The sequence below is a fragment of the Saccharothrix deserti genome, assembly GCF_009769385.1.
Taxonomy (GTDB): domain Bacteria; phylum Actinomycetota; class Actinomycetes; order Mycobacteriales; family Pseudonocardiaceae; genus Actinosynnema; species Actinosynnema deserti.
Map to the genome: position 1 here is coordinate 18,023 of NZ_VKAB01000059.1, position 20,527 is coordinate 38,549.

General features: G+C 71.3%; 20 protein-coding genes. 11 read left to right on the forward strand and 9 right to left on the reverse strand.

Annotated features, from left to right (window positions below; all coding sequences use genetic code 11):
• Window positions 1-7: 7 nt before the first annotated feature.
• The 4 genes from FM051_RS45945 to FM051_RS45960 form a co-directional block, all read right to left on the reverse strand.
• Complete coding sequence (locus FM051_RS45945) at window positions 8-223, reverse strand: hypothetical protein (RefSeq protein ID WP_158853562.1); 216 nt, start codon at window positions 221-223, stop codon at window positions 8-10.
• Window positions 224-586: 363 nt separating this feature from the next.
• Window positions 587-1,327, reverse strand: a complete 741-nt coding sequence (locus tag FM051_RS45950; RefSeq protein WP_202919415.1) for a hypothetical protein — start codon at window positions 1,325-1,327, stop codon at window positions 587-589.
• Window positions 1,328-1,618: 291 nt separating this feature from the next.
• On the reverse strand, window positions 1,619-2,731 hold the full coding sequence (locus FM051_RS45955) for an MFS transporter (protein WP_158853564.1): 1,113 nt from the start codon (window positions 2,729-2,731) through the stop codon (window positions 1,619-1,621).
• Window positions 2,731-3,345, reverse strand: coding sequence for a hypothetical protein (locus FM051_RS45960; protein WP_158853566.1), 615 nt, complete (start codon window positions 3,343-3,345; stop codon window positions 2,731-2,733). The genes FM051_RS45955 and FM051_RS45960 overlap by 1 nt, the downstream gene beginning before the upstream one ends.
• Window positions 3,346-3,707: 362 nt before the next feature.
• Here FM051_RS45960 and FM051_RS45965 point away from each other — a divergent pair, with 362 nt between their 5' ends.
• Window positions 3,708-4,418, forward strand: coding sequence for a hypothetical protein (locus tag FM051_RS45965; RefSeq protein ID WP_158853568.1), 711 nt, complete (start codon window positions 3,708-3,710; stop codon window positions 4,416-4,418).
• A gap of 12 nt (window positions 4,419-4,430) precedes the next feature.
• Here the strand turns inward: FM051_RS45965 and FM051_RS45970 are convergent, their stop codons facing one another.
• From FM051_RS45970 to FM051_RS45990, 5 genes are all read right to left on the reverse strand, one after another.
• Complete coding sequence (locus FM051_RS45970) at window positions 4,431-4,760, reverse strand: hypothetical protein (RefSeq protein WP_158853570.1); 330 nt, start codon at window positions 4,758-4,760, stop codon at window positions 4,431-4,433.
• Window positions 4,761-4,815: 55 nt separating this feature from the next.
• The gene (locus FM051_RS45975; protein ID WP_158853572.1) at window positions 4,816-5,196 is read right to left on the reverse strand and encodes a hypothetical protein; all 381 of its coding nucleotides are present in this window, start codon (window positions 5,194-5,196) and stop codon (window positions 4,816-4,818) included.
• A gap of 140 nt (window positions 5,197-5,336) precedes the next feature.
• Complete coding sequence (locus FM051_RS45980; RefSeq protein WP_158853574.1) at window positions 5,337-6,203, reverse strand: DUF4231 domain-containing protein; 867 nt, start codon at window positions 6,201-6,203, stop codon at window positions 5,337-5,339.
• Window positions 6,200-6,901: a carbon-nitrogen hydrolase family protein gene (locus FM051_RS45985; RefSeq protein WP_202919416.1), complete on the reverse strand. Its 702-nt coding sequence runs from the start codon at window positions 6,899-6,901 to the stop codon at window positions 6,200-6,202. The genes FM051_RS45980 and FM051_RS45985 overlap by 4 nt, the downstream gene beginning before the upstream one ends.
• A gap of 9 nt (window positions 6,902-6,910) precedes the next feature.
• The gene (locus tag FM051_RS45990) at window positions 6,911-9,181 is read right to left on the reverse strand and encodes a rhamnogalacturonan lyase (RefSeq protein WP_158853576.1); all 2,271 of its coding nucleotides are present in this window, start codon (window positions 9,179-9,181) and stop codon (window positions 6,911-6,913) included.
• A gap of 180 nt (window positions 9,182-9,361) precedes the next feature.
• On the opposite strand from FM051_RS45990, the gene FM051_RS45995 reads away from it, so the two are divergent.
• The 10 genes from FM051_RS45995 to FM051_RS46040 form a co-directional block, all read left to right on the forward strand.
• Window positions 9,362-10,651 (forward strand): ABC transporter substrate-binding protein, encoded by a 1,290-nt coding sequence (locus tag FM051_RS45995; protein ID WP_158853578.1) that lies wholly within the window; start codon window positions 9,362-9,364, stop codon window positions 10,649-10,651.
• A 2-nt stretch (window positions 10,652-10,653) separates the two neighbouring features.
• Window positions 10,654-11,628, forward strand: a complete 975-nt coding sequence (locus FM051_RS46000; RefSeq protein WP_158853580.1) for a carbohydrate ABC transporter permease — start codon at window positions 10,654-10,656, stop codon at window positions 11,626-11,628.
• A gap of 29 nt (window positions 11,629-11,657) precedes the next feature.
• Entirely contained in the window at window positions 11,658-12,488 is an 831-nt protein-coding gene (locus FM051_RS46005; RefSeq protein WP_158853600.1) for a carbohydrate ABC transporter permease, read from the forward strand.
• A gap of 13 nt (window positions 12,489-12,501) precedes the next feature.
• Window positions 12,502-13,059, forward strand: coding sequence for a hypothetical protein (locus FM051_RS46010; protein WP_238413151.1), 558 nt, complete (start codon window positions 12,502-12,504; stop codon window positions 13,057-13,059).
• Window positions 13,056-14,894, forward strand: coding sequence for a DUF6807 family protein (locus FM051_RS46015; protein ID WP_158853582.1), 1,839 nt, complete (start codon window positions 13,056-13,058; stop codon window positions 14,892-14,894). Before FM051_RS46010 ends, FM051_RS46015 begins: the two co-directional genes overlap by 4 nt.
• A gap of 85 nt (window positions 14,895-14,979) precedes the next feature.
• Window positions 14,980-15,300: an L-rhamnose mutarotase gene (locus FM051_RS46020; RefSeq protein ID WP_158853584.1), complete on the forward strand. Its 321-nt coding sequence runs from the start codon at window positions 14,980-14,982 to the stop codon at window positions 15,298-15,300.
• 84 nt (window positions 15,301-15,384) lie between these two features.
• Window positions 15,385-16,533 (forward strand): L-rhamnose isomerase, encoded by a 1,149-nt coding sequence (gene rhaI / locus FM051_RS46025; protein ID WP_158853586.1) that lies wholly within the window; start codon window positions 15,385-15,387, stop codon window positions 16,531-16,533.
• Window positions 16,521-18,554: a bifunctional aldolase/short-chain dehydrogenase gene (locus FM051_RS46030; RefSeq protein WP_158853588.1), complete on the forward strand. Its 2,034-nt coding sequence runs from the start codon at window positions 16,521-16,523 to the stop codon at window positions 18,552-18,554. Before rhaI ends, FM051_RS46030 begins: the two co-directional genes overlap by 13 nt.
• Before the next feature lie 141 nt (window positions 18,555-18,695).
• Complete coding sequence (locus FM051_RS46035; RefSeq protein ID WP_158853590.1) at window positions 18,696-19,733, forward strand: LacI family DNA-binding transcriptional regulator; 1,038 nt, start codon at window positions 18,696-18,698, stop codon at window positions 19,731-19,733.
• A 187-nt stretch (window positions 19,734-19,920) separates the two neighbouring features.
• Window positions 19,921-20,527: cellulose binding domain-containing protein (locus FM051_RS46040; RefSeq protein ID WP_202919417.1), on the forward strand; the 607-nt coding region annotated here is incomplete at its 3' end.

Below are 20,527 nucleotides of genomic sequence, written 5' to 3' on the forward strand. Positions count from 1 at the left end.
CCACGGATCAGCCGGCGGCCCTGGGCGCGGGAGTGTCGCCGTACAGGCACTGGCTGACCTGGCTCAGCACCTCGGCTGCCGGGGGCCCGCCCAGGTGGTATTCCAGGATCGCCAGCCGGCCAACCCGGAGGGGATGCGACTGCCGAGCAGCCAACCGCTCGCCGAAACCCGCCCGCGATGTCGTCGCGTCGGTGTCGCGCTCCTCGGGCCCGGGCTCGGTCACCCCGCTACCGTACCGCGCCGGGGTCGGGCGTGGCACGCGCGGCGAGTCGGGGCGCCGCGCGCTGCCCCCGCCTCGGCGTCGAGGGAGCGACCAGTGCGGCACACGTAGGGCGACATCGTGGATGTGCCTGTCTGGTCGAGGAATTCCACTTCGTCTGTTGCAGGAGGGCCAGCTCGCCGCCGTCGTCGAATGGTTCGCCGTAGGCGACGATCGTCATCATCGCTTCAGTGTTGACCGAAAATAATCACGCAGCTGCGGCATCGCCGAGAGCGGGCACCAAAGAACTCCGCTTGGTCGACCGACGCGCACACCCCGCCACGCAATGTTCGCCTGGCCCGTCGCCAGACGAGCCCGCAGGGTCGTTCAGGGCCTGCGGGCGTGGAAGGTGCGGCGCAGGTCGCTCACCCAGGCGTCGGGGTTCTCCCAAGGGATGAAGTGGCCGCCGTGGTCGTGGGCGTTGACGTTGACGTGGTTGAACCAATCGGCCTGCGGGCCGGTCTTGAACGCCCGGACGCGCTCGTCGGCGGTGTGGATGCCGGGCGGGTTCTCGTACGTGACGAAGGTGAGGCCGACCGGGGCCTGCACGACCGGGGTGCGGTCGTGGGCGGGGGTCCAAGGGTAGCGGTTGGCGTTGGCGTAGTAACGCATCGACGTGGCGATGGAGTTGTTCACCCAGTAGATCGTGGCGTGGGTGAGCAGGTCGTCCTTGGTGAAGACGGACTCGACGTCGCCGCCGTTGTCGCTCCAGGCGTTCCAGCGCTCCAGCAGCCAGGCGAGCAGTCCGGCGGGTGAGTCGCTCAGCCCGTGGGCCAGGGTGGCGCCGTCGAGCATGTGCACGGCGAGGTGGGACGCCGAGCGGTGGTCCAGTTCGATGATGCGGGCGCGGACGTCGGCGGGCTGGTCGTCGGTGAGGGGCCGATTCCGGGCGAAGTCCCAGGCGCGGGGGCCGGTGAAGAAGTCGAGCGGCAGCCCGGAGCCGATGTGGATGCCGTACAGCTCGTCGGCGTACTTGTGGCCGAGCTGGCTGGAGACGATCCCGCCGATGTCGCAGCCCCCGGCGGCTCGCCGCGACTCGACCACCTTGGCACCGGCGCGGACACTCAACGGCTCTGACGATAGGGACGTTTCCACATCCGCCCCGAGGCGGCGTTGCACAGGTGGTCACCTCCGAACCACCGCCGGCCGAACCCGGTGTCCCGGACAGCAGCGTCCGGGACACCGGCAACTCCTCGCCGACCGGATGGACCTCCGTCACGAGGTCTGCTGTGCCGTTGCACGTGGTGGGATCGACCCCACATCTACGTGCTTGATACCCGCACGGTGCGGTCCCCGACCTCCAGTTCCACCGAAGGCACCTTTCCGGCCACGCGGGCAACCTGACCCGGATCGCGCCGATCAGCGCGTCACCAGCCTCCTCTCCCGGGACGTGGCGGCGATCGCGGTGGCCGCGACGGCGACGGCGGCGCCCACGAGGGGGACGACCGGGGCGTCGACCGCGCCGCCGAGCACACCGGCGCCGGCGATGCCCGTGTAGATGGCGGAGGCGTTCAGGGCGAGCAGGAGGTTCGCCCGATCCGGGTCCAACGCCACCAGCGCCGCGAACAAGGGCGGGTTGAACGCCCAGAACAACGCGCCCCACGCGGCCATCACGACGAACGCGGTCGGTCCGGTCAACGCGGCCGGCAGCAGCACCAGCACCGCGGCGCAGCCGCCCAGAGCCACCAGCAGCGGCGTGCGGGGACCGTGGCGGTCTGCGGCCAGGCCGCCGATCGCGTTGCCCAGCACCCCGCCGACGCCGTAGGCGAGCAGGTGACCGCCGTCCGGGGCCTGACCGGTGATCGGCCCGAGGTAGCCGTAGACGCTGAACGTGGCCAGGCACGCCAGCAGCGACACGGCGAGCAGCCGTTGCACCGGCGGGTCGGCCAGCGGCGCCAGCCGTTGCCGGAACCCGACCACCGGTCCCGGGTGGACGCGCGGCACGGCGGCCCGCACGACCAGCGCCGCGGCCACGCACAGCACCGCTACCAGCACGAACGCCGCCCGGTAGCCGTACAGGTCGGCGACGAACCGCCCGGCGGGCACGCCGAGCAGGGTGGCGGCGGTCAGCCCGCCGGTCACCACGGCCATCGCCCTGGCCTTGTGGTCGGGGTTGAGCTGGGCGGCGACCGCGGTGGCCGCCGGGGTGGCCAGCGCCGCGCCGCACGCCGTGAGCACACGGGCGACCAGCAGCAGGTCCAACGACGGTGCGAGCGCCGCGCCGACGTTGCCCAGCGCGGCGACCAGCAGAGCGGCCACCAGCAGGGCACGCCGTTCGACGCGCGCGGTCAGGATCGCCAGCAGCGGCGAGCCGATCGCGTACGCCAGGGCGAACACGGTGATCGTCTGACCCGCCGCGGCCGTGGTGACCCCGTGGTCGGCGGCGACCTCGGTGAGCACCGCCGCGACCACGTACCCGCTGGACCCCGCCGCCACGGTGGTCGCCGCGAGCGCGCAGGTCCGGGCACGCATCAGGACACCAGACGGGGCGGCGCCGGGGTCAGGTAGGACGACAGGTCGGGTGGCCGGCGGCCGGTGAAGACCACTTCGTAGACGGTCTCCCGGACCAGCGCCACGGGTCGGCCGGCGCTGAGCAGGGTGGCCTGGCACCACAGGGCGGGCACGTCGTCGGGCTCGTCCGGCAGCGGGTCGGCGAAGTCCGGGTCGTCGGGCATGCGGCTGGTGGTGGCGTAGTGGGTGGCCCGGCGCGCTTCGGTGAGCAGCACGCCGAGCGGGGTGTAGCCGCGGGCGAGGTCCTCGCGTCTCGGCTCGTCCAGTTCGAGGGCGCGCTGGTGCACCAGCGCGGTGATCGCGGCGAGGCGGGGGCCGTTGTCGCCCAGGTGGGGGACCAGGTAGCCCTCGCGCCGGGTCACCTCCGTGGTCGGCGGTAAGCCGAGCAGGTGGGCCTGGCGCGGGGTGAGGCGGTGCGGGGTGTCGGGTTGCCGGGGGTCGCGGCGCAGGCGGTAGCCCACCCACAGGGACAGCACGCGGGTGAAGGGGACGGGTACGTCGCGCAGGAACCGGGCCATGGTGTCGGCTCGGGCCCCTGCCTCGTCCGCGTGTGCGGCGTGAACTGAGTGGATCATGCGGGTGCACCTTCCGGTGAGGCCGCACACGTCGTTGTGCGGGCATCGGTGCGATGCACCCACGATGAGGCCGCACTGATGCGGAAACATCGGTCGGGTGACGTAGAAGATCCCGCATACAGTCCACACCGGACGATGTGAGGAGTGCTCGACCGGGCGATCGCGGTAACCCCGCGGTGCCGGTGGACGATGTCGGTATACGAAAAACAGGGAGTCGCCGAGGGACGTCGGCGCTGTACCGGAAGGGCGTGCCGTTGAACGGTCCCGGGGACGAGCCCCGACACGGAGGCTCCGGCTTAACGCGATTTCTCCGGGTGTCCGTGCCGCCGGGATTGGCGATAATCGCCGATCTCGTCGCTGTGGTGACCGTACTCGTCGGCGGGTCGGGAGTAGGGGGAGCCGCCGCGGCGGCCATCATCCTGGGCGTGGTCACCTCGCTGGCCGCGGTCGGTTACCTGGTGGTGACGCGGAACAAGACGGTGTTCCGTGCGGTGACCGTCGTAGCCGTCCTGGTCATCGGCATCACGGCGACATGGGTCGGCGTCGTCAACGCCGACTTCACGGACTCGTCGGGTGCCGGTCCTGATTCCAAGGTCACGACAGTCGCGACGACCCCTACCACCACGGCGACCAGTGCGGCACCGACCGCGGCTCCTACCAGCCCCACCTCGGTCTCGTCGACGTCCGCGTCGAACATCGCCACCGAGACGACGACACGGGAAGTGCGCCTGGACCGCCCCTCCGGCATCGACCTCGAATCAAGCGGGACGAAGGGCCGCAAGACCGACGGCGCGACCGGTGGCATCGACCTGTACCTGGACGATTTCAACGTGCTGCACGCCAACGGGGGCGACTTCCACAAAGACGGAGGACCCGAGGCCGGGGCGCGGGCACGGTGCGCGGAAGCGATCGCCGCCCAGCACAACGCCGAACCCCAGCTTCTGCCCGCGAGCCCCGGCATGCAGTACTGCTTCACCACCTCCGAGGGCAGAACCGCCTGGTTGCGGGTCAAGCACTCGGCACTGCTCTCGTTCGACGCCGGTTACGTGGTGCTGGCCGCGGCCGTCTGGTGACCGGACGCGGGATCAGGACACCCCGCCCCAGCGCGACAAGGCGATCATGACCAGCACGAAGATCGCGATGGTGGACAGGACACCGAGGACACCCCCGAGGATCATGCCCGTACCGAACGAGTTCCACGGCGGCCGGACGAGCTTGAGCAGGCAGCCCACCAGGACGGCGCCGACCGCGACACCGATGAACGCGTACGCGTACTCGCCCCCACGCCAGCCGAGGGCCGCCAGGTACCCCGAGCGGTAGCCGAGCATCACCGCCGACAGCAGCACGCACGGCACCAGGAAACCCGCGAACGCCACTCCCGGGCGCTTCCGCTTCCGCTGGTCGAGGTCGTTCACCCGCCCAGTCTCCCGCGCCGCCCGCCGACGACGCATGAGTAGGACTACGCGGCGCTCAAGCCCCGGTCCGCCGCCGGTCACCGAAGCGGCGCAGCGCGTCCAGCACCTTCAACCCCAGCGACGGCACCACGGCACCGACCCGCGCCATACCCGCCCGGTACACCGGAACCGCCCGGACCAGCCGCCGACCGTCCAGCATCGCCACCGCCCGCTCCGCCACGCCCACCGCCGACAGCAGCCCACCGCCGGAGAACAGGATCGCCGACGCCGGGTCGTCGCGGACGTCACGCAGCAGCTTCGTGTCCGCCGCGTCCGGGCACAACGTGAGCACCCGCACCGGCACACCCGCCCGTTTTACGACCGACCGGTGCGCCGCCGGATCACGCGCGTCCGCGACCACGCCGTGCCCGCCGACCGACCGCGCGGCGTCCTCCACCGCGACGTCGACATCCGTCAGGACGACCTCGTACCCGCGAGCGCGCAGCCGCCGGGCGATCTCCAGCCCGAACCCCCGCGCCGCCCGGTGACCACCGCGACCTCTACGCCGGCCACCCTAGACGCCGGCGGAGAACGAGGTCAGCTCTCCACCGGGCGGGACGCCAGCCACATCTGGTGCTCCCGGCTGATCGCCTCCTCGGCGTCCGCCACCGCCGCCGGCCACGACTCCTCGTCCGCGTCGAGCAGCTTCGTCCGCGCCAGCGCCAACTCGCGCGCGGCCAGCGAGTAGCTGGTCGCCAGCGTCGCGTGCCGCCGCGTCCCCAGCCACGCCGCGCCGCCCGCCACGGCAGCGGCGAGCATGCCCGACAGGTCGATCTCCCACTCGGCGAACACCCGACCACCGGCGAGCACCACGGCCGTCACCTCGCCGACGATCAGCGCGATCCGCCACCGCGCCGCCCGCTGCCGGTTGAGCTTCGCCTTCTCCGAGTACCACGCCTTCTGCATCTGGACGCGGTCCCTCAGGTAGGTGGTCCGGCGCTCCTCGAACGGCGCCGCCCGCAGGCTGTTCATCGCCGGCGTGGCGGACGGGTCGTCGCTTTCCAGCGGGAGCCGCTGCTCACCCTGCGCGATCACCTCCGCCAAGCGTTCCTGCAACAACGCCTTCGGCCGCGCCACGTCGGCCGAGAACGGCGCGCCGCCCACCGCGTACCGCCAGGCCAGCGTCTTGATCGACTCGGCGACCGCGCGCCCGGCGTACCACTCGCGCTCGGGCTGCTGCGTCCACAGCAGGATCTCCACCACCAGCGCCACCACGAACGCCACCATCGCCAGCACCCACCACGGGTGGAAGTTCTCCCTCGGCTCCCAGTCCAACGCCGCGCCGAGACCCGCCACGACCGCGCTGAGCAGCCGAATCCGACTCCACATCAGCGTCAACCGCTGACCGCGCTGCGAGGCCCTGTCGGCGTCGTGGAAGAAACCGGGTAGATCGGCGTCGGTCATGCCCCTCCGTCCGCGGCACCTGCCGGGATCACCGCCCTCACCACGGTGTCGACCGCCGTGCCGGCGGATACGATCGTCCCACCGGACGAGTCCCACACCGCCGAATGACCCGCAGTCGACGCGTACCCTTCACCCGTTCGGTCGGCGAAACTGGCCATCGCGACCCACACACCGTGTTCGACCGCGATCCGCCGCGCCCGGTCGCCGAGCACATCCGAGTCCCACGAGTGCTCCAACATGCCGGCCACGTACACGTCGATGCCCAACGCCGCCGTGTCCGCCGCGTGCCGCGGCACGCCGGTGTCCTTGCACACGGCCAACCCGAGCCGCACCCCGTCCACCTCGACCACCGCGGGCGCGTCACCGGGGCGGAAGCGCACCGGCTCCCCGCCGCCGAGCCACATCTTCCGGTACGCCACCCGCACACCCGCGCCGGAAACCTCCAGCACACCGATGTGCGGCCCCTCGACCGGCGCGCCGACCAGCGCCACCGACCCCGTCTCGGCGCACGCCTCCACCAGCGGCCCCACCAGGTCGAACGGCACCACCGGCGCGTCGAGGTGGTACCCCGTCAACGAAAGCTCCGGGAACACCACCACACGCGCGCCGGCCGCGCGCACCGCCTCCGCATGCGCCGCCACGTTGGCGGCCACGTCGTAGGGGGTGCAGCGCGGCTGGGCGACGGCGAGGGTCAACACTCGCGAACCCTAACGCGGCACCTTCGACCAATCCGTGTCCGAAGCCAGGTAGAAGCCGGTGTACGCGGGCTGGTTGTAGGTCGTCTGCTGCCGCGCGACGTCCACCCGGTACTGCGGGTCGTGCATCAACGTGTAGAGCTTGTGGCCGGTGACCTCCGTGCTCACGTAGACCCGCAACGCCGAGCTGTCCGCCGTGCGCACCACCAACTCCTCACGCCAGTCACCCAGCACGTCGGCCACCAACGACGGGTTGCCCTTGGTGTGGTTGTTGGTGCGCGTGCCCTCGGCGGTCAGCAACGTCCCGCGCCGCCAGTCCTTGATCGACGGCGTCACCTCCAGCGCGCCGTCCACCACCTGCGTGGTCAGATCGGCCGCCCACCGGATGCTCGCGTTCGTCCCCGGGATCGACGTCGACAGCGGACGCCCGTCCGCCGACCACAACCCCACCGCGCCCGAACCGCCCGGCACCGACGCCCACGTCTCCAGACCAGGCTCGGACGGCAGCACGTCGCCGACCATGCCCCGCCCGGTGTCCACCCCGGTGTACGCGCCGTAGATCACCCGACCCGTGGCCGCGTCACGCAACGCGTAGCCGTAGGGCGCCGAACGCGCGCCCTCGTGCACCATGTAGATCTCCAGACCCGGCCGCGCCGGATCGATGTCGGTCACGTGCAACGCGTCGCCGTGCCCGAGCCGTTCCACCGCGCCGGGGTTCGCACTGCCCGGCGGCAGCACACCCGACGAGCTGTACAACAGCTTCCCGTCGTGGTCGATGGTCGACGACCCGTAGACGATCTCCTGCTTGCCGTCCCCGTCCACGTCCGCCGCGCTCAACGAGTGCGCGCCCTGCGTGGCCAGCGACCCGTACTCCGGCGACGAACCGTCGCGGTTGTGCACGGGGTAGTTGAACGGGTTGCTCATCGGCACCCAACCGCTGTCCACGAACCAGTCCTTGACGAGCCTGCGCCCGTTCCACCGGTACGCCGCCACCGTCGTCCGCGTGTAGTAGCCCCGCGCGAACACCGCCGACGGGTGCTTGCCGTCCAGGTACGCGACACCGGCCAGGAACCGGTCCACCCGGTTGCCCGGCTCGATCCGGCCCAACGCGTAGTCGCCCCACATGAGCCCGTCGTCGTGCCGACCCGGCTCGTACCGCACCGTCTCCAGCTCACGGCCGGACGCCCCGTCGAACACGGTCAGGTACTCCGGCCCGTCCACGATGAACCCGGCGAACGCCCGCAGGTTGTTGCGGGCACTGCGACTCGGCGCGTAGACGTCCATGAAGTGGTCCGCCAACGCGCGCGCGTCCACGTCCGACAACGGGTAGGCGTACCGCGGCTCGATGCCGAACGCCTGCTCCAACGTCGCCGGCCAGCGCCCGGCCACCACCTCGGGGTGCTCGTGCCAGCCGAGGAACATCTCCACCACGTGCTCGTAGTAGCCCGCCGCGCTGAGCCGGTAGTCGTCCCGGTGCGAGTAACCCGCCCGCACGTCCTCGCGCGGCATGGTCACGTACCGCTGCGACACCGCGTTCCCACCCCGGTCGTAGGACGTCACCTTGGTGCCGGGCGCGGTCTTCATCATCATCTCCGAACGGCCGTCGCCGTCGAAGTCGTAGACCAGGAACTGCGTGTAGTGCGCGCCGGACCGGATGTTCACGCCCAGGTCCACGCGGTGCAGCAGGGTGCCGTCGAACCGGTACGTGTCCACGTAAGTCGGACCGGTGTAACCAATTTGGGAGACGTCCTTCGAGTTGGACGGGTCCCACTTCACCACGTACTCGTAGCTGCCGTCACCGTCCACGTCGCCGACGCTCACGTCGTTGGCCGAGTACGTGTACGCCTCACCGGCCGGCGTCACGCCGTCGGCGGGCTTGCGCAGCGGCAGGTCGTAGGAACCGCCCGCCCACGGCGACACGGGCTTGCTCAACGCGCCCTGCCGACCGCGGACCACCGGCGCCACCCGGTACTCCGAGCCGCCCGCCGGGTCGAGGTAGTTGGTGCTGTCGGTGACCGTGGCGATCTTGCGTCCGTCGCGGTAGACCGCGAACGCCGGACCGGCCAGACCGGTGCCGGTGTGGCCGGTGACCTCGTGGCGCAGCAGCCGCCAGCTGAGGAACACCCCGCCGTCGGTGCGCGCGGCGACCAGCCCGCGATCGAGGCGCTCCAGCCGCGGGCCGCCGGGGGAGGCCGTCGCGGGAGGCGAGGCCATGACCGGCGACGTGCTCAGGACTAACGCCAGCGCCGTCAGGACGGTGAGCAGGGGTCGGACGCGGGTCATCTACGGCCTCCAGGGAGCGCGACTTTGCGCGAGGTGCGTGACGAGGCCACACGATGAACCGTTTCAACACGAATGGCAAGACCGGGTGACGGGGGAGTTTCGGCCGCGAAACACGGTCCTTGACGCCGTGATGGGGCTCACCTAGTTTGTTTGAACCGATTCAATCGAGGGGTGAGGGTGATGGGACGAGTGTCTCGCCGCGGGGCGGCAGGCCTGCTGGTAGGCCTGATGTCGCTGACCGCAGCGCTGTCCGGCTGCGGCGCCGGCGATTCGGCCGACGGCCCGGTGACGCTGCGGTTCGTCTGGTGGGGCAACGAGGACCGCGCCAAGGTCACCAGGGCCGCGGTCGACGAGTTCCAGAAGCGCAACCCGGACATCAAGGTGGAGACGGAGTACAGCGGCTACGACGCGTACTTCCAGAAGCTCTCCACCCAGGTCGCGGGTGGTGCCGGGCCCGACCTGCTCCAGTTGGACCGGGCCACGGTCGGCGAGTACGCGGGCCGCAACGTGCTGGCCGACCTCGGCGAGTACGCCGGCAAGGACCTGAAGATCGACAAGATCCCGCCGAACCTGCTGGAGGGCGGCAAGGTCGACGGCAAGCAGTACGCCGTCGCGGGCGGCGCGACCACCCAGATGCTGATCTTCGTCCCGTCTCACTTCGAGGCGGCGGGCGTCAAGGTGCCCACCGCGCCGGGCGAGAAGTGGACCTGGGCGCAGTTCGCCGAGGCGATGGGCAAGGTCGGCGCGGCGGGCCAGGTCGCGGGCACCACCGACTTCGGCTGGGCCATCGACTGGTTCGAGGTGTGGCTGCACCAGCACGGCAAGTCGCTCTACACCCCGGAGGGCAAGCTCGGCTTCACCGCCGACGAGCTGGCCGAGTACTGGGAGATGATCGGCACGATGCGGGCCGGCAAGGGCGTGTCGCCCGCCGAGGTGACCACGAAGATGGACGGCTCGGTGCAGAACTCCGGCATCGTGACCAAGCAGTCCGCCTCGGAGATCGGCTACGACTCCGGCGTCACCGGCTACTTCGGCGCGTTCGGCACCGACCTCAAGGTCGCGCCGCTGCCCAGCGACGCGGCGGAGAGCGGCATGGCCGCGATGCCGCCGGTGTCGTTCGCGGTGTCGCAGCGGTCCAAGAACAAGGAAGCGGCGGTGAAGCTGCTCGACTTCCTGGTCAACGACCCCGAGGCGGGCAAGCTGCTCGGCGCCTCGCGCGGCGTTCCGCCGAACGAGGAGATCCGCGCCCAGGTGTGTGCGACGGCCGAGGGCGGCAGCAAGGCCGTGTGCGACTACGAGGCGGCGCAGAAGGACAAGATCGGCCCGGCGTTCGGCGCCTGGCCCACCGGGTCGTCGGCGATCAAGCGCGACTTCCAGCGCACCTACGACGACGTGATCTTCAACCGGGTGAGCGTCGCCGACGCGGCCAAGCGCGTGATCCAGGACGCCGAGAAGTCGCTGGGGTCCTGAGGATGACCCAGTCCGTTCTCGCCGGCACCTCGGGCACGAGCCGGCCAGAGGTCGCCGACTCGCCGCCGCTTGCGACCGCACCCCGCGGTCGCAAGCGGCGGGGCCAGGGTGTGGCGTACCTGTTCCTGTCGCCGTGGATCATCGGGGCGACCCTGCTGACCATCGGCCCGATGGCGGCGTCGCTGTACCTGTCGTTCACCGACTACGACCTGTTCTCGCCGCCGAACTGGATCGGCGTCGAGAACTACGTGACCATGTTCACCGGCGACGAGCGGTTCTGGCACGCCGCCTGGGTCACCACCAAGTACGTGCTGATCTCGGTGCCGCTCAAGCTCGGCCTGGCGCTCGCGGTCGCGATGCTGCTCAACCGGCCGCGGATGGGCGTCGGCCTGTACCGGTCGGCGTTCTACGCGCCGTCGCTGCTGGGCGCCAGCGTGAGCGTCGCGCTGGCGTGGCGGGCGCTGTTCTCCACCGACGGCACGGTGGACAAGGTGCTCGCCTCGGTCGGCGTGGACACCGGCGGCTGGGTCGACCAGCCGCAGTACGCGCTGCTCACGCTCGTGGCGCTGGCCGCGTGGCAGTTCGGCGCGCCGATGGTGATCTTCCTGGCCGGGCTCAAGCAGGTGCCGAAGGAGCTGTACGAGGCGGCGGCGATCGACGGCGCGGGGCCGGCCCGCCGGTTCCTCAGCGTCACGCTGCCCATGCTGTCCCCGGTGATCCTGTTCAACCTGGTGCTGGAGACCATCCACGCGTTCCAGGCGTTCACCGGCGCGTTCGTGGTGAGCAGCGGGCGCGGCGGTCCCAGCGACTCGACCCTGCTCTACCCGCTCTACCTCTACCAGCGCGGGTTCACCGACTTCCGGATGGGCTACGCCTCGGCGATGGCCTGGGTGCTGCTCGCCGTGGTCGCGATCCTGACCGCGCTGGTGTTCCGCAGCGCCCGGCGCTGGGTGTTCTACGCGGGGGAGGACCGTTGAGCACATCGTTGGCCTCGACCGGGAAGGTGGTGTGGCCCAGGAAGGTGGTCTGGCACGTCCTGGTCCTGGGCGTGCTGCTGGTGCTGCTGTACCCGGTGATCTGGCTGGTCTCCACGTCGTTCAAGCCCGCGACGGAGGTGATCTCCACCCTCGCGCTGCTGCCCCGGGAGCCCACCGGGAACAACTACGCCGAGGTGTTCGACGGCGTCGGCGAGTTCGGCGTGCTGCACTACTTCTGGAACTCGCTGATGATCTCGGCGGGCGCGGTCGTCGGCAACGTGGTGTCGTGCTCGCTCGCGGCCTACGCGTTCGGCCGGCTGCACTTCCGGGGCCGGGGCCCGATGTTCGGGTTCATGATGATCACGATCATGCTGCCGCAGCACGTGGTGCTGATCCCGCAGTACGTGATCTTCCAGCAGATGGACATGGTGAACACGTTCTGGCCGCTGATCCTGCCGAAGTTCCTGGCCACGGACGCGTTCTTCATCTTCCTGATGGTGCAGTTCATCCGCACGCTGCCGCGGGAGCTGGACGAGGCGGCGACGCTGGACGGCTGCGGCCCGGTCGGGGTGTTCCGGCACGTGATCCTGCCGCTGCTGCGGCCGGCCCTGATCACCACCGCGATCTTCACCTTCATCTGGACCTGGAACGACTTCTTCAGCCAGCTGATCTACCTCAACGACCCGGAGAAGTTCACCCTGCCGCTGGCGTTGCAGCTGTTCATCGACCAGGCGACCCAGTCGGCGTTCGGGCCGATGTTCGCCATGTCGGTGCTCGCGCTGCTGCCCATCGGCCTGTTCTTCCTGGCGTTCCAGCGGTTCCTGGTGGACGGTGTGGCGACGTCCGGCATCAAGGGGTGAGGTGGGGTGCGGGATGAGCGCGCGTGAGCAGGGGATGAGCCCGTGGGTGCGCCCGTTGGCGCTGCTGGCCGAGGTGCTGCTGATCGGCGTGCTGGTGTGCGTCGCGGCGCTGCCCCTGCTGACCGCGCTCCCCGCCGCGGCGGCCGGCGCGGTGCTGCTGCGGGAGCTGGTGGACGACGGCCGCACGCCCACCGTGCGGCGGTTCGCCGTGCTGCTGGGGCGGGCGGTGCGCGATCCGGTCGCGGTGTTCGTCCCGGTGGTGCTGCTCGTGGTCGGTGCGCTGGACGTGCTGGCGTTGCTGGGCGGGCTGCCGGGCGCGTCCGTGCTGGGTCCGGTGATCGGGCTGGCGCTGGCCGCCGTCGTGCTGGTGCTGCTGCGGACGGCGGCGCGGTGGAACCCGGGTGACCGGTGGGCCGTGCTGCTGGCCGAGCCGTCGCGCGACTGGGTCGGGTACGCGTACCTGGTCGTCGCGCTGGTGGTGGCGGCGCTGGTGGTCGCGCAGGCGCCCGCGTTCGCCATCGTGGTGCCGGGCCTGCTGGTGTTCGCCGCCGTCGCGGTGGAACGCCGATGACGCCGCGCGTGGTGCTCGCCGGCGCTTCCGGCTACGGGCGTCTTTACCTGCGGGAGATCGCCGCGCTGGAGGCCGAGGGACGGGTGCGGCTGGCCGGCGTGTGCGAGGTCGGCACGCTGGACGGCGAGGCGCGTCGGATCATCGGCGACCGGCCGGTGGACGCCGACCTGTCCACGCTGATGCGCGGCGTGGACATCGGGATCGTGTCCACACCCATGCACACGCACGTGCCGTTGGCACGCCAGGTCCTCGACGCCGGCGCGCACCTCCTGCTGGAGAAACCGCCCACGCCGACGTTGGCCGACTGGCACGACCTGGTCGACCGGTCCGAGGGCAGGCTGGTCCAGGTCGGCTTCCAGAGCCTGGGCTCGCACGCGGTGCACCGGCTGGCCTTGTTGATGCGGTCGGGCGCGTTGGGCGAGATCCGAGGCATCGGCGTGCGCGGCACGTGGTCGCGCGACGACTCCTACTACACCCGCGCGCCGTGGGCGGGCCGTCGCACGCTCGACGGCGTGCCGGTCGTGGACGGCGCGTTGACCAACCCGTTCGCGCACGCCATCGCCACCGCGCTGGCACTGGACGGCAGCACCGGCGTGGACGACGTCGACGACATCGAGTTGGAGTTGCTCCGCTCCCGCGACATCGAGGCCGACGACACCTCGTGCCTGCGGCTGCGCACCCGCAACGGCACGGTCGTCGTGGTCGCGGTGACGCTGTGCGCCGAGGTCGCCCGGGAACCGGTGCTCATCGTGCACGGCAGCCACAAACGCGCCGAACTGCACTACACCGAGCACCGCCTCGTGATCGAGGGCATCGAGGAGCGGTACCGGCACGACACACCGCTGCGGAACCTGCTGGCCCACCTCAAGGACCCGGACGTGCCGCTGTGCGCGCCCCTGGCCGAGACCGGCGCGTTCATGCGGGTGCTGGAGGCCGTGCGCACCGCGCCCGATCCGGTGCCGATCGACCCGGCGTGGCTGCGGCGCAACGGCAGGCGCGTCGACGTCGACGGCGTGGACCACGTGGTGGCCAAGGCAGCCGAGCACCTGCGCACGTTCGCCGAACTGGAGGTGCCGTGGTCACCGCTGGGCGCCGTGGCCCGGTACGGCTGGGACAGCGTGCAACTGCCGCTGGTCGTGCCGCGACCCGCCCTGCACCCCGTGCGCACGCTCGACGGGGTCGTGGTCACCGGTGAGCACCCGGACGACCACCCGTGGCACCGGGGCATCGGCCTGGCGCTGCCCGACGTCAACGGGGTCAACCTGTGGGGCGGCCGGAACTACGTGCCCGGCGAGGGCTACGTGCCGGGCGAGCTCGGGCAGGTCGAGCAGACCGGTCCGGGCGAGCTGGCGTGGTGCGATTCGGCCGGCGCGGTGCTGCTGCGCGAACGCCGCCGCGTCCGCCGCCGGATGGTGCCGGACGGCTGGGAGCTGGAGTGGACCAGCGTGCTGACCGCCGAGGACGACGTGGTGCTGCACAGCCCCGGCAGCAAGGGCCGGGCGGGCGCGGGCTACGGCGGCTGGTTCTGGCGGCTGCCCGAGCTCGACCCGCTGTCCGTGCGCGTCTTCAGCCCCAACGGCGTGGGCGAGGAGGAGGTCAACGGCCGGACCGCGCCGTGGCTCGCGGTCGTCGTCAGCGACCCGGTGGGAGCCCCGAATAGGCGGGCGTGGACGGCCGTGGTGTCCGGGCCGACGGACCCGTGGTTCGTGCGCGTCGGCCAGTACCAGGGCATCGGCTCCGCCCTCGCCTGGGACGCGCCCGTGGTGCTCGAACCCGCTCAGGAGCGCGAGGTCACCGTCCGGGTGGCGTTCTACGACGGCGTGCGTCACCCGTGAGGGCGGCAATTAGTCCAGACCATTGACAACCCTTGCGCGACAACCATAGCGTTCTTGTGAAACGTTTCATTTTCCGGAGGTCGGCGTGCGACGTGTCTGCTTCCTGCTGCGGGTCCGCCCGGAGCGGCTGGAGGAGTACAAGGAGCGGCACCGCGAGGTGTGGCCCGAGATGCGGGAGGCGCTGCGCGAGACCGGGTGGGGCAACTACAGCCTCTTCCTGGCCGACGACGGGCTGCTCGTCGGCTATCTGGAGACCCCGGACTGGGACGCCGCCCAGCGGGGCATGCGCGACCGCGAGGTGAACGACCGGTGGCAGGCCGAGATGGCCGAGTTCTTCACCGCGCTGGACGGCAGGCAGCCCGACGAGGCCATGAGGCCGCTGACCGAGGTCTTCCACCTCGACTGAGCAGTGAAGGAGTCCGAAGTGGATGCCCCAATAGGATCAAACGCCGCAGGATCAAACGCCGCAGGACCACCCGGTGCGGGTGGCGTGCGGGAGGCCCTGGCCGGGCAGCGGATCGAGCTGCCGTCCTGGGCGTTCGGCAACTCCGGCACCCGGTTCAAGGTGTTCGCGCAACGCGGTGTCCCGCGCACTCCGCACGAGAAGGTCGCGGACGCGGCCACCGTGCACCGGTTCACCGGCGTGGCGCCGACGGTCGCGCTGCACATCCCGTGGGACGCGGTGTCCGACTACGCGGAGCTGGCGAAGTTCGCCGACGACCTGGGCGTGTCGATCGGCACGATCAACGCCAACGTCTTCCAGGACGACGCGTACGTGCTGGGCAGCGTGTGCTCGCCCGATCCGGTGGTCCGCCGCAAGGCCCTCGACCACCTGCTGCAGTGCGTCGACATCATGGACGCCACCGGGTCGCGCGACCTGAAGCTGTGGTTCGCCGACGGCACGAACTACCCCGGCCAGGACAGCATCCGGGCACGCCAGGACCGGCTCGCCGAGGCCCTGCACGAGACGTACCGGCGGCTGGGGGAGAACCAGCGCATCCTGCTGGAGTACAAGCTGTTCGAGCCCGCGTTCTACACCACCGACGTGCCGGACTGGGGCACGGCGTACGCGCACTGCCTGGAACTGGGCGAGAAAGCGCAGGTTGTGGTCGACACCGGTCACCACGCGCCGGGCACCAACATCGAGTTCATCGTCGCCGTGCTGCTGCGCGCGGGCAAGCTCGGCGGGTTCGACTTCAACTCCCGCTTCTACGCCGACGACGACCTGATGGTCGGCGCGGCGGACCCGTTCCAGCTGTTCCGGATCATGTTCGAGGTGGTGCAGGGCGGCGCGCTGGCGGCGGAGTCCGGCGTGGCGTTCATGCTCGACCAGTGCCACAACATCGAGCCGAAGATCCCCGGCCAGATCCGGTCGGTGATGAACGTGCAGGAGGCCACCGCCAAGGCGCTGCTGGTCGACCGGGACGCGTTGGCGGTGGCGCAGCAGGCCGGTGACGTGCTGGGTGCGAACGCCGTGCTGATGGACGCCTTCAACACCGACGTGCGGCCGCTGGTGGCGTCCGTGCGCGAGGGCATGGGGCTGGACCCGGATCCGATGGCGGCCTACGCGCGGTCCGGCTACGGCGAGCGGATCGTGGCGGAGCGGGTCGGCGGCGAGCAGGCGGGATGGGGCGCGTGAACGACCAGGTACAGGATCTGCTGGCGCGTTCGCACGAGCTGGGCGCGGACCCGGCGACCACGAACTACGCGGGCGGCAACACCTCGGCCAAGGGCGTGGAGACCGACCCGGTCACCGGCGCTCCGGTCGAGCTGCTGTGGGTCAAGGGTTCCGGCGGCGACCTGGGCACGCTGACCGAGCGCGGCCTGGCCGTGCTGCGGCTGGACCGGCTGCGCGCCCTGGTCGACGTGTACCCCGGCGTGGAGCGCGAGGACGAGATGGTCGCCGCGTTCGACTACTGCCTGCACGGCAAGGGCGGCGCAGCCCCGTCGATCGACACCGCCATGCACGGCCTGGTGGAGGCCGCGCACGTCGACCACCTGCACCCCGACGCGGGCATCGCGCTGGCCGCGGCGGCGGACGGCGAGGCGTTGACCAAGGAGGTGTTCGGCGACCGGGTGCTGTGGGTGCCGTGGCGGCGTCCCGGGTTCCAGCTCGGCCTCGACATCGCCGCGATCGCCCGGGAGAACCCGCAGGCGATCGGCGTGGTCCTCGGCGGGCACGGCATCACCGCGTGGGGCGCGACCTCGGCGCAGTGCCAGGAGCGGTCGCAGGAGATCATCCGGCGGGCCACCGAGTTCCTCGCCGCACGCGGCAGGCCCGACCCGTTCGGCGCGAAGCTGCACGACCCGCTGCCGGTCGCGGAACGCCGTGCCCGTGCCGCCGCGCTCGCGCCGTTGCTGCGCGGCCTGGCGTCCGCGGACCGCCCGCAGGTCGGCCACTTCACCGACGCCGACGTGGTGCTGGACTTCCTGGCCCACGCCGAACACCCGAGGCTGGCCGCGCTCGGCACGTCCTGCCCGGACCACTTCCTGCGCACCAAGGTGCGGCCGATGGTGCTCGACCTGCCGCCGACCGCGCCACTGGAGGAGGTGACGGCCCGGCTGCGCGAGCTGCACGAGGCGTACCGGGAGGACTACCGCGCCTACTACGAGCGCAACGCGTCACCGGACTCGCCGCCGATGCGCGGCGCGGACCCGGCGATCGTGCTGGTGCCCGGCGTCGGCATGTTCTCCTACGGCAAGGACAAGCAGACCGCGCGGGTCGCGGGCGAGTTCTACGTCAACGCGATCAACGTGATGCGCGGCGCCGAGTCGGTGTCGAGGTACGCGCCGATCGACGAGGCGGAGAAGTTCCGCATCGAGTACTGGGCGCTGGAGGAGGCCAAGCTCCAGCGGATGCCCGCGCCGAAGCCGCTGGCCACCCGGGTCGCCTTCGTCACCGGCGCGGGTTCGGGCATCGGCAAGGCGATCGCGCGGCGGCTGGCCGCCGAGGGCGCGTGCGTGGTCGTGGCGGACGTCGACGCGGACGCGGCGAAGGCCGTGGCGGACGAACTCGGCGCGGACACGGCGGTGGCCGTGGTGGCGGACGTGACCGACGAGGAAGCGGTCACGTCCGCCGTCGGCGAGGCGTGCCTGGCGTTCGGCGGGGTCGACCTGGTCGTCAACAACGCCGGTCTGTCGATCTCCAAGCCGCTGCTGGAGACCACCGCCCGCGACTGGGACCTCCAGCACGACGTGATGGCGCGCGGGTCGTTCCTCGTCGCGAAGGCGGCGGCGAAGGCGATGATCGAGCAGGGGATGGGCGGCGACATCGTCTACATCGCCTCGAAGAACTCCGTCTTCGCCGGACCGAACAACGTCGCCTACGGCGCGGCCAAGGCCGACCAGGCGCACCAGGTCCGGCTGCTGGCCGCCGAACTCGGCGGGCACGGCATCCGGGTCAACGGCGTCAACCCGGACGGCGTGGTGCGCGGGTCGGGCATCTTCGCGGGCGGCTGGGGCGCGCAACGTGCCGCCGTGTACGGGGTGCCGGAGCAGGAGCTGGGCGCCTTCTACGCCCAGCGCACGCTGCTCAAGCGGGAAGTGCTGCCCGAGCACGTGGCCAACGCGGTGTTCGCGCTGACCGCCGGGGAGCTGTCCCACACGACCGGCGCGCACATCCCCGTGGACGCGGGCGTGGCCGCCGCGTTCCTGCGGTGAGCGCGGTGACCGCGGTGATGAGCTGGAGGATTGACCCACGCCGCACGCATTAGGACCGGCGTGGGTCATACGGGTCCGCCGAACGGTTCCGGTCGATAGACTCCGTTTTTCCCGACACCTTCAGTCCGCCGAGGAGGCGCGGTGGTTTCACCGGTGAGCATCCGCGACGTGGCGACGCGCGCGAAGGTGTCCGTCGGCACGGTCTCCAACGTCCTGAACCGGCCCGAGGTCGTCGCGCCGGCGACCCGGGAGCGGGTCATGGGCGCGATCGAGGAGCTGGGCTTCGTCCGCAACGACGCCGCCCGCCAGTTGCGTTCCGGCACGCCGCGCGCCATCGGGCTGGTGGTGCTCGACGTGGGCAACCCGTTCTTCACCGACGTCGCTCGCGGTGTCGAGGACACCGCGAGCGAGGCCGGGCACGCGGTGATCCTGTGCAACAGCGACGAGTCGGCGCAGCGCGAGGCCCGGCACGTGGAGCTGCTGGCCGAGCAGCGGGTGCACGGCGTGCTGATCACGCCCGTCGACACGGACCTGGCCGCGGTGCGCAGGCTGCGCGACCGCGGCATGTCCGTGGTGCTGCTCGACCACCCGACCTCCGACCCCACCCTGTGCGCGGTGGCCGTGGACGACCGGGCGGGCGGCGAGCTGGCGGTCACCCACCTGCTCGCCGAGGGCTACGAGCGGATCGTGATGGTCAACGGGCCGTCGCGCATCCACCAGGCCCGCCAACGGCACGAGGGCGCGGTGGACGCGGTGCGCAAGGCGGGCCGTGACGAGGGCGTGCTGGAGGAGCTGAAGGTCCCGGCGCTCAACGTGGTCTCCGGGCAGCGCGCGGCCGAGCAGCTGCTGGCCCGCTCGGTCCGGCCGGACGCGGTGTTCTGCGCCAACGACCTGCTGGCGCTCGGCGTGCTCCAGGTGCTGGTGCGCGCCGGCGTCCGGGTGCCGGAGGAGATCGCGATCGTCGGCTACGACGACATCGACTTCGCCGCCGCCGCTGCCGTGCCGCTCACGTCGGTGCGCCAACCGCGTCAGCTGATCGGCCGAACGGCCGCCGAGCTGGTGATCGCGGAGACGATGACGCCCGCCGAACACGAGCACAAGCACGTGCTGTTCGCGCCGGAACTCGTGGTGCGGGAGTCGAGCAGACGGGTGCAGCGGCCCCGTCGCCGCACCACGTGAGCGTTTTGAACCGCTTCAGTCGCGCTCCGACCTTGTGACTCACCGTGTCTGGCCAGGTCCGGTCAGTCAGAAATGAACCGTTTCATCCTTGACGGCGGCTCTGTCGCGGTGCTGTCATGTGGCGGGCGAGGGCGTTACCCGGATCACATCTGGGAGCGCTCCCAGGATCAGCGACGAAGGAGCAACGGTGCTCACGAACTCGTTCAGGGTGCGGGCGATCGCCGCCGCTACGGCGATCAGCGCACTGACCGGCGGCCTGGTGGTCGCCGGCGTGGCCTCGGCGGCTCCGGGTTGCGGGGTCGACTACGTGGTGCAGAACAAGTGGCAGGGCGGGTTCTCCGCGAACGTGACGATCACCAACCTCGGCGACCCGGTGGACGGGTGGACCCTGGCCTGGTCGTTCCCCGGCTCCGAGCGCTTCGCCACCGGCTGGAACGCGGTGTTCAACGCCTCCGGCGCGAGCGTGACCGCGTCCAATGTGGACTGGAACCGGGCCATCCCGACCGGCGGCACGGTGTCGTTCGGCTTCAACGGCTCGGTGACCGGCGACCAGGTCGGCGTGCCCGCGACGTTCACGCTCAACGGCACCACGTGCACCGGCGGCGTCAGCCCCACGTCCACCTCGACCTCGACTTCCACCACGACGACGACCACGACTTCGAACCCGGGCCCTGGCCCGTCGGATCCGACGGGGCGTAAGCAGGTGGAGCGGTTGGATCGCGGTGTGGTGAGTGTGCGGTCGGGCGGTGGCAACCTGGTGAGCTGGCGGTTGTTGGCCGGTGATCCGCAGAACG

Excerpts from the sequence above, each read along its gene's own strand:
- FM051_RS45960 (WP_158853566.1), bottom strand. The coding sequence starts at position 3,345 with ATGATCCACTCAGTTCACGCCGCACACGCGGACGAGGCAGGGGCCCGA.
- FM051_RS45980 (WP_158853574.1), bottom strand. The coding sequence starts at position 6,203 with ATGACCGACGCCGATCTACCCGGTTTCTTCCACGACGCCGACAGGGCC.
- FM051_RS46000 (WP_158853580.1), top strand. The coding sequence starts at position 10,654 with ATGACCCAGTCCGTTCTCGCCGGCACCTCGGGCACGAGCCGGCCAGAG.
- FM051_RS45955 (WP_158853564.1), bottom strand. The coding sequence starts at position 2,731 with ATGCGTGCCCGGACCTGCGCGCTCGCGGCGACCACCGTGGCGGCGGGG.
- FM051_RS46030 (WP_158853588.1), top strand. The coding sequence starts at position 16,521 with ATGGGGCGCGTGAACGACCAGGTACAGGATCTGCTGGCGCGTTCGCAC.
- FM051_RS45995 (WP_158853578.1), top strand. The coding sequence starts at position 9,362 with ATGGGACGAGTGTCTCGCCGCGGGGCGGCAGGCCTGCTGGTAGGCCTG.
- FM051_RS46015 (WP_158853582.1), top strand. The coding sequence starts at position 13,056 with ATGACGCCGCGCGTGGTGCTCGCCGGCGCTTCCGGCTACGGGCGTCTT.
- FM051_RS46010 (WP_238413151.1), top strand. The coding sequence starts at position 12,502 with ATGAGCGCGCGTGAGCAGGGGATGAGCCCGTGGGTGCGCCCGTTGGCG.
- FM051_RS45990 (WP_158853576.1), bottom strand. The coding sequence starts at position 9,181 with ATGACCCGCGTCCGACCCCTGCTCACCGTCCTGACGGCGCTGGCGTTA.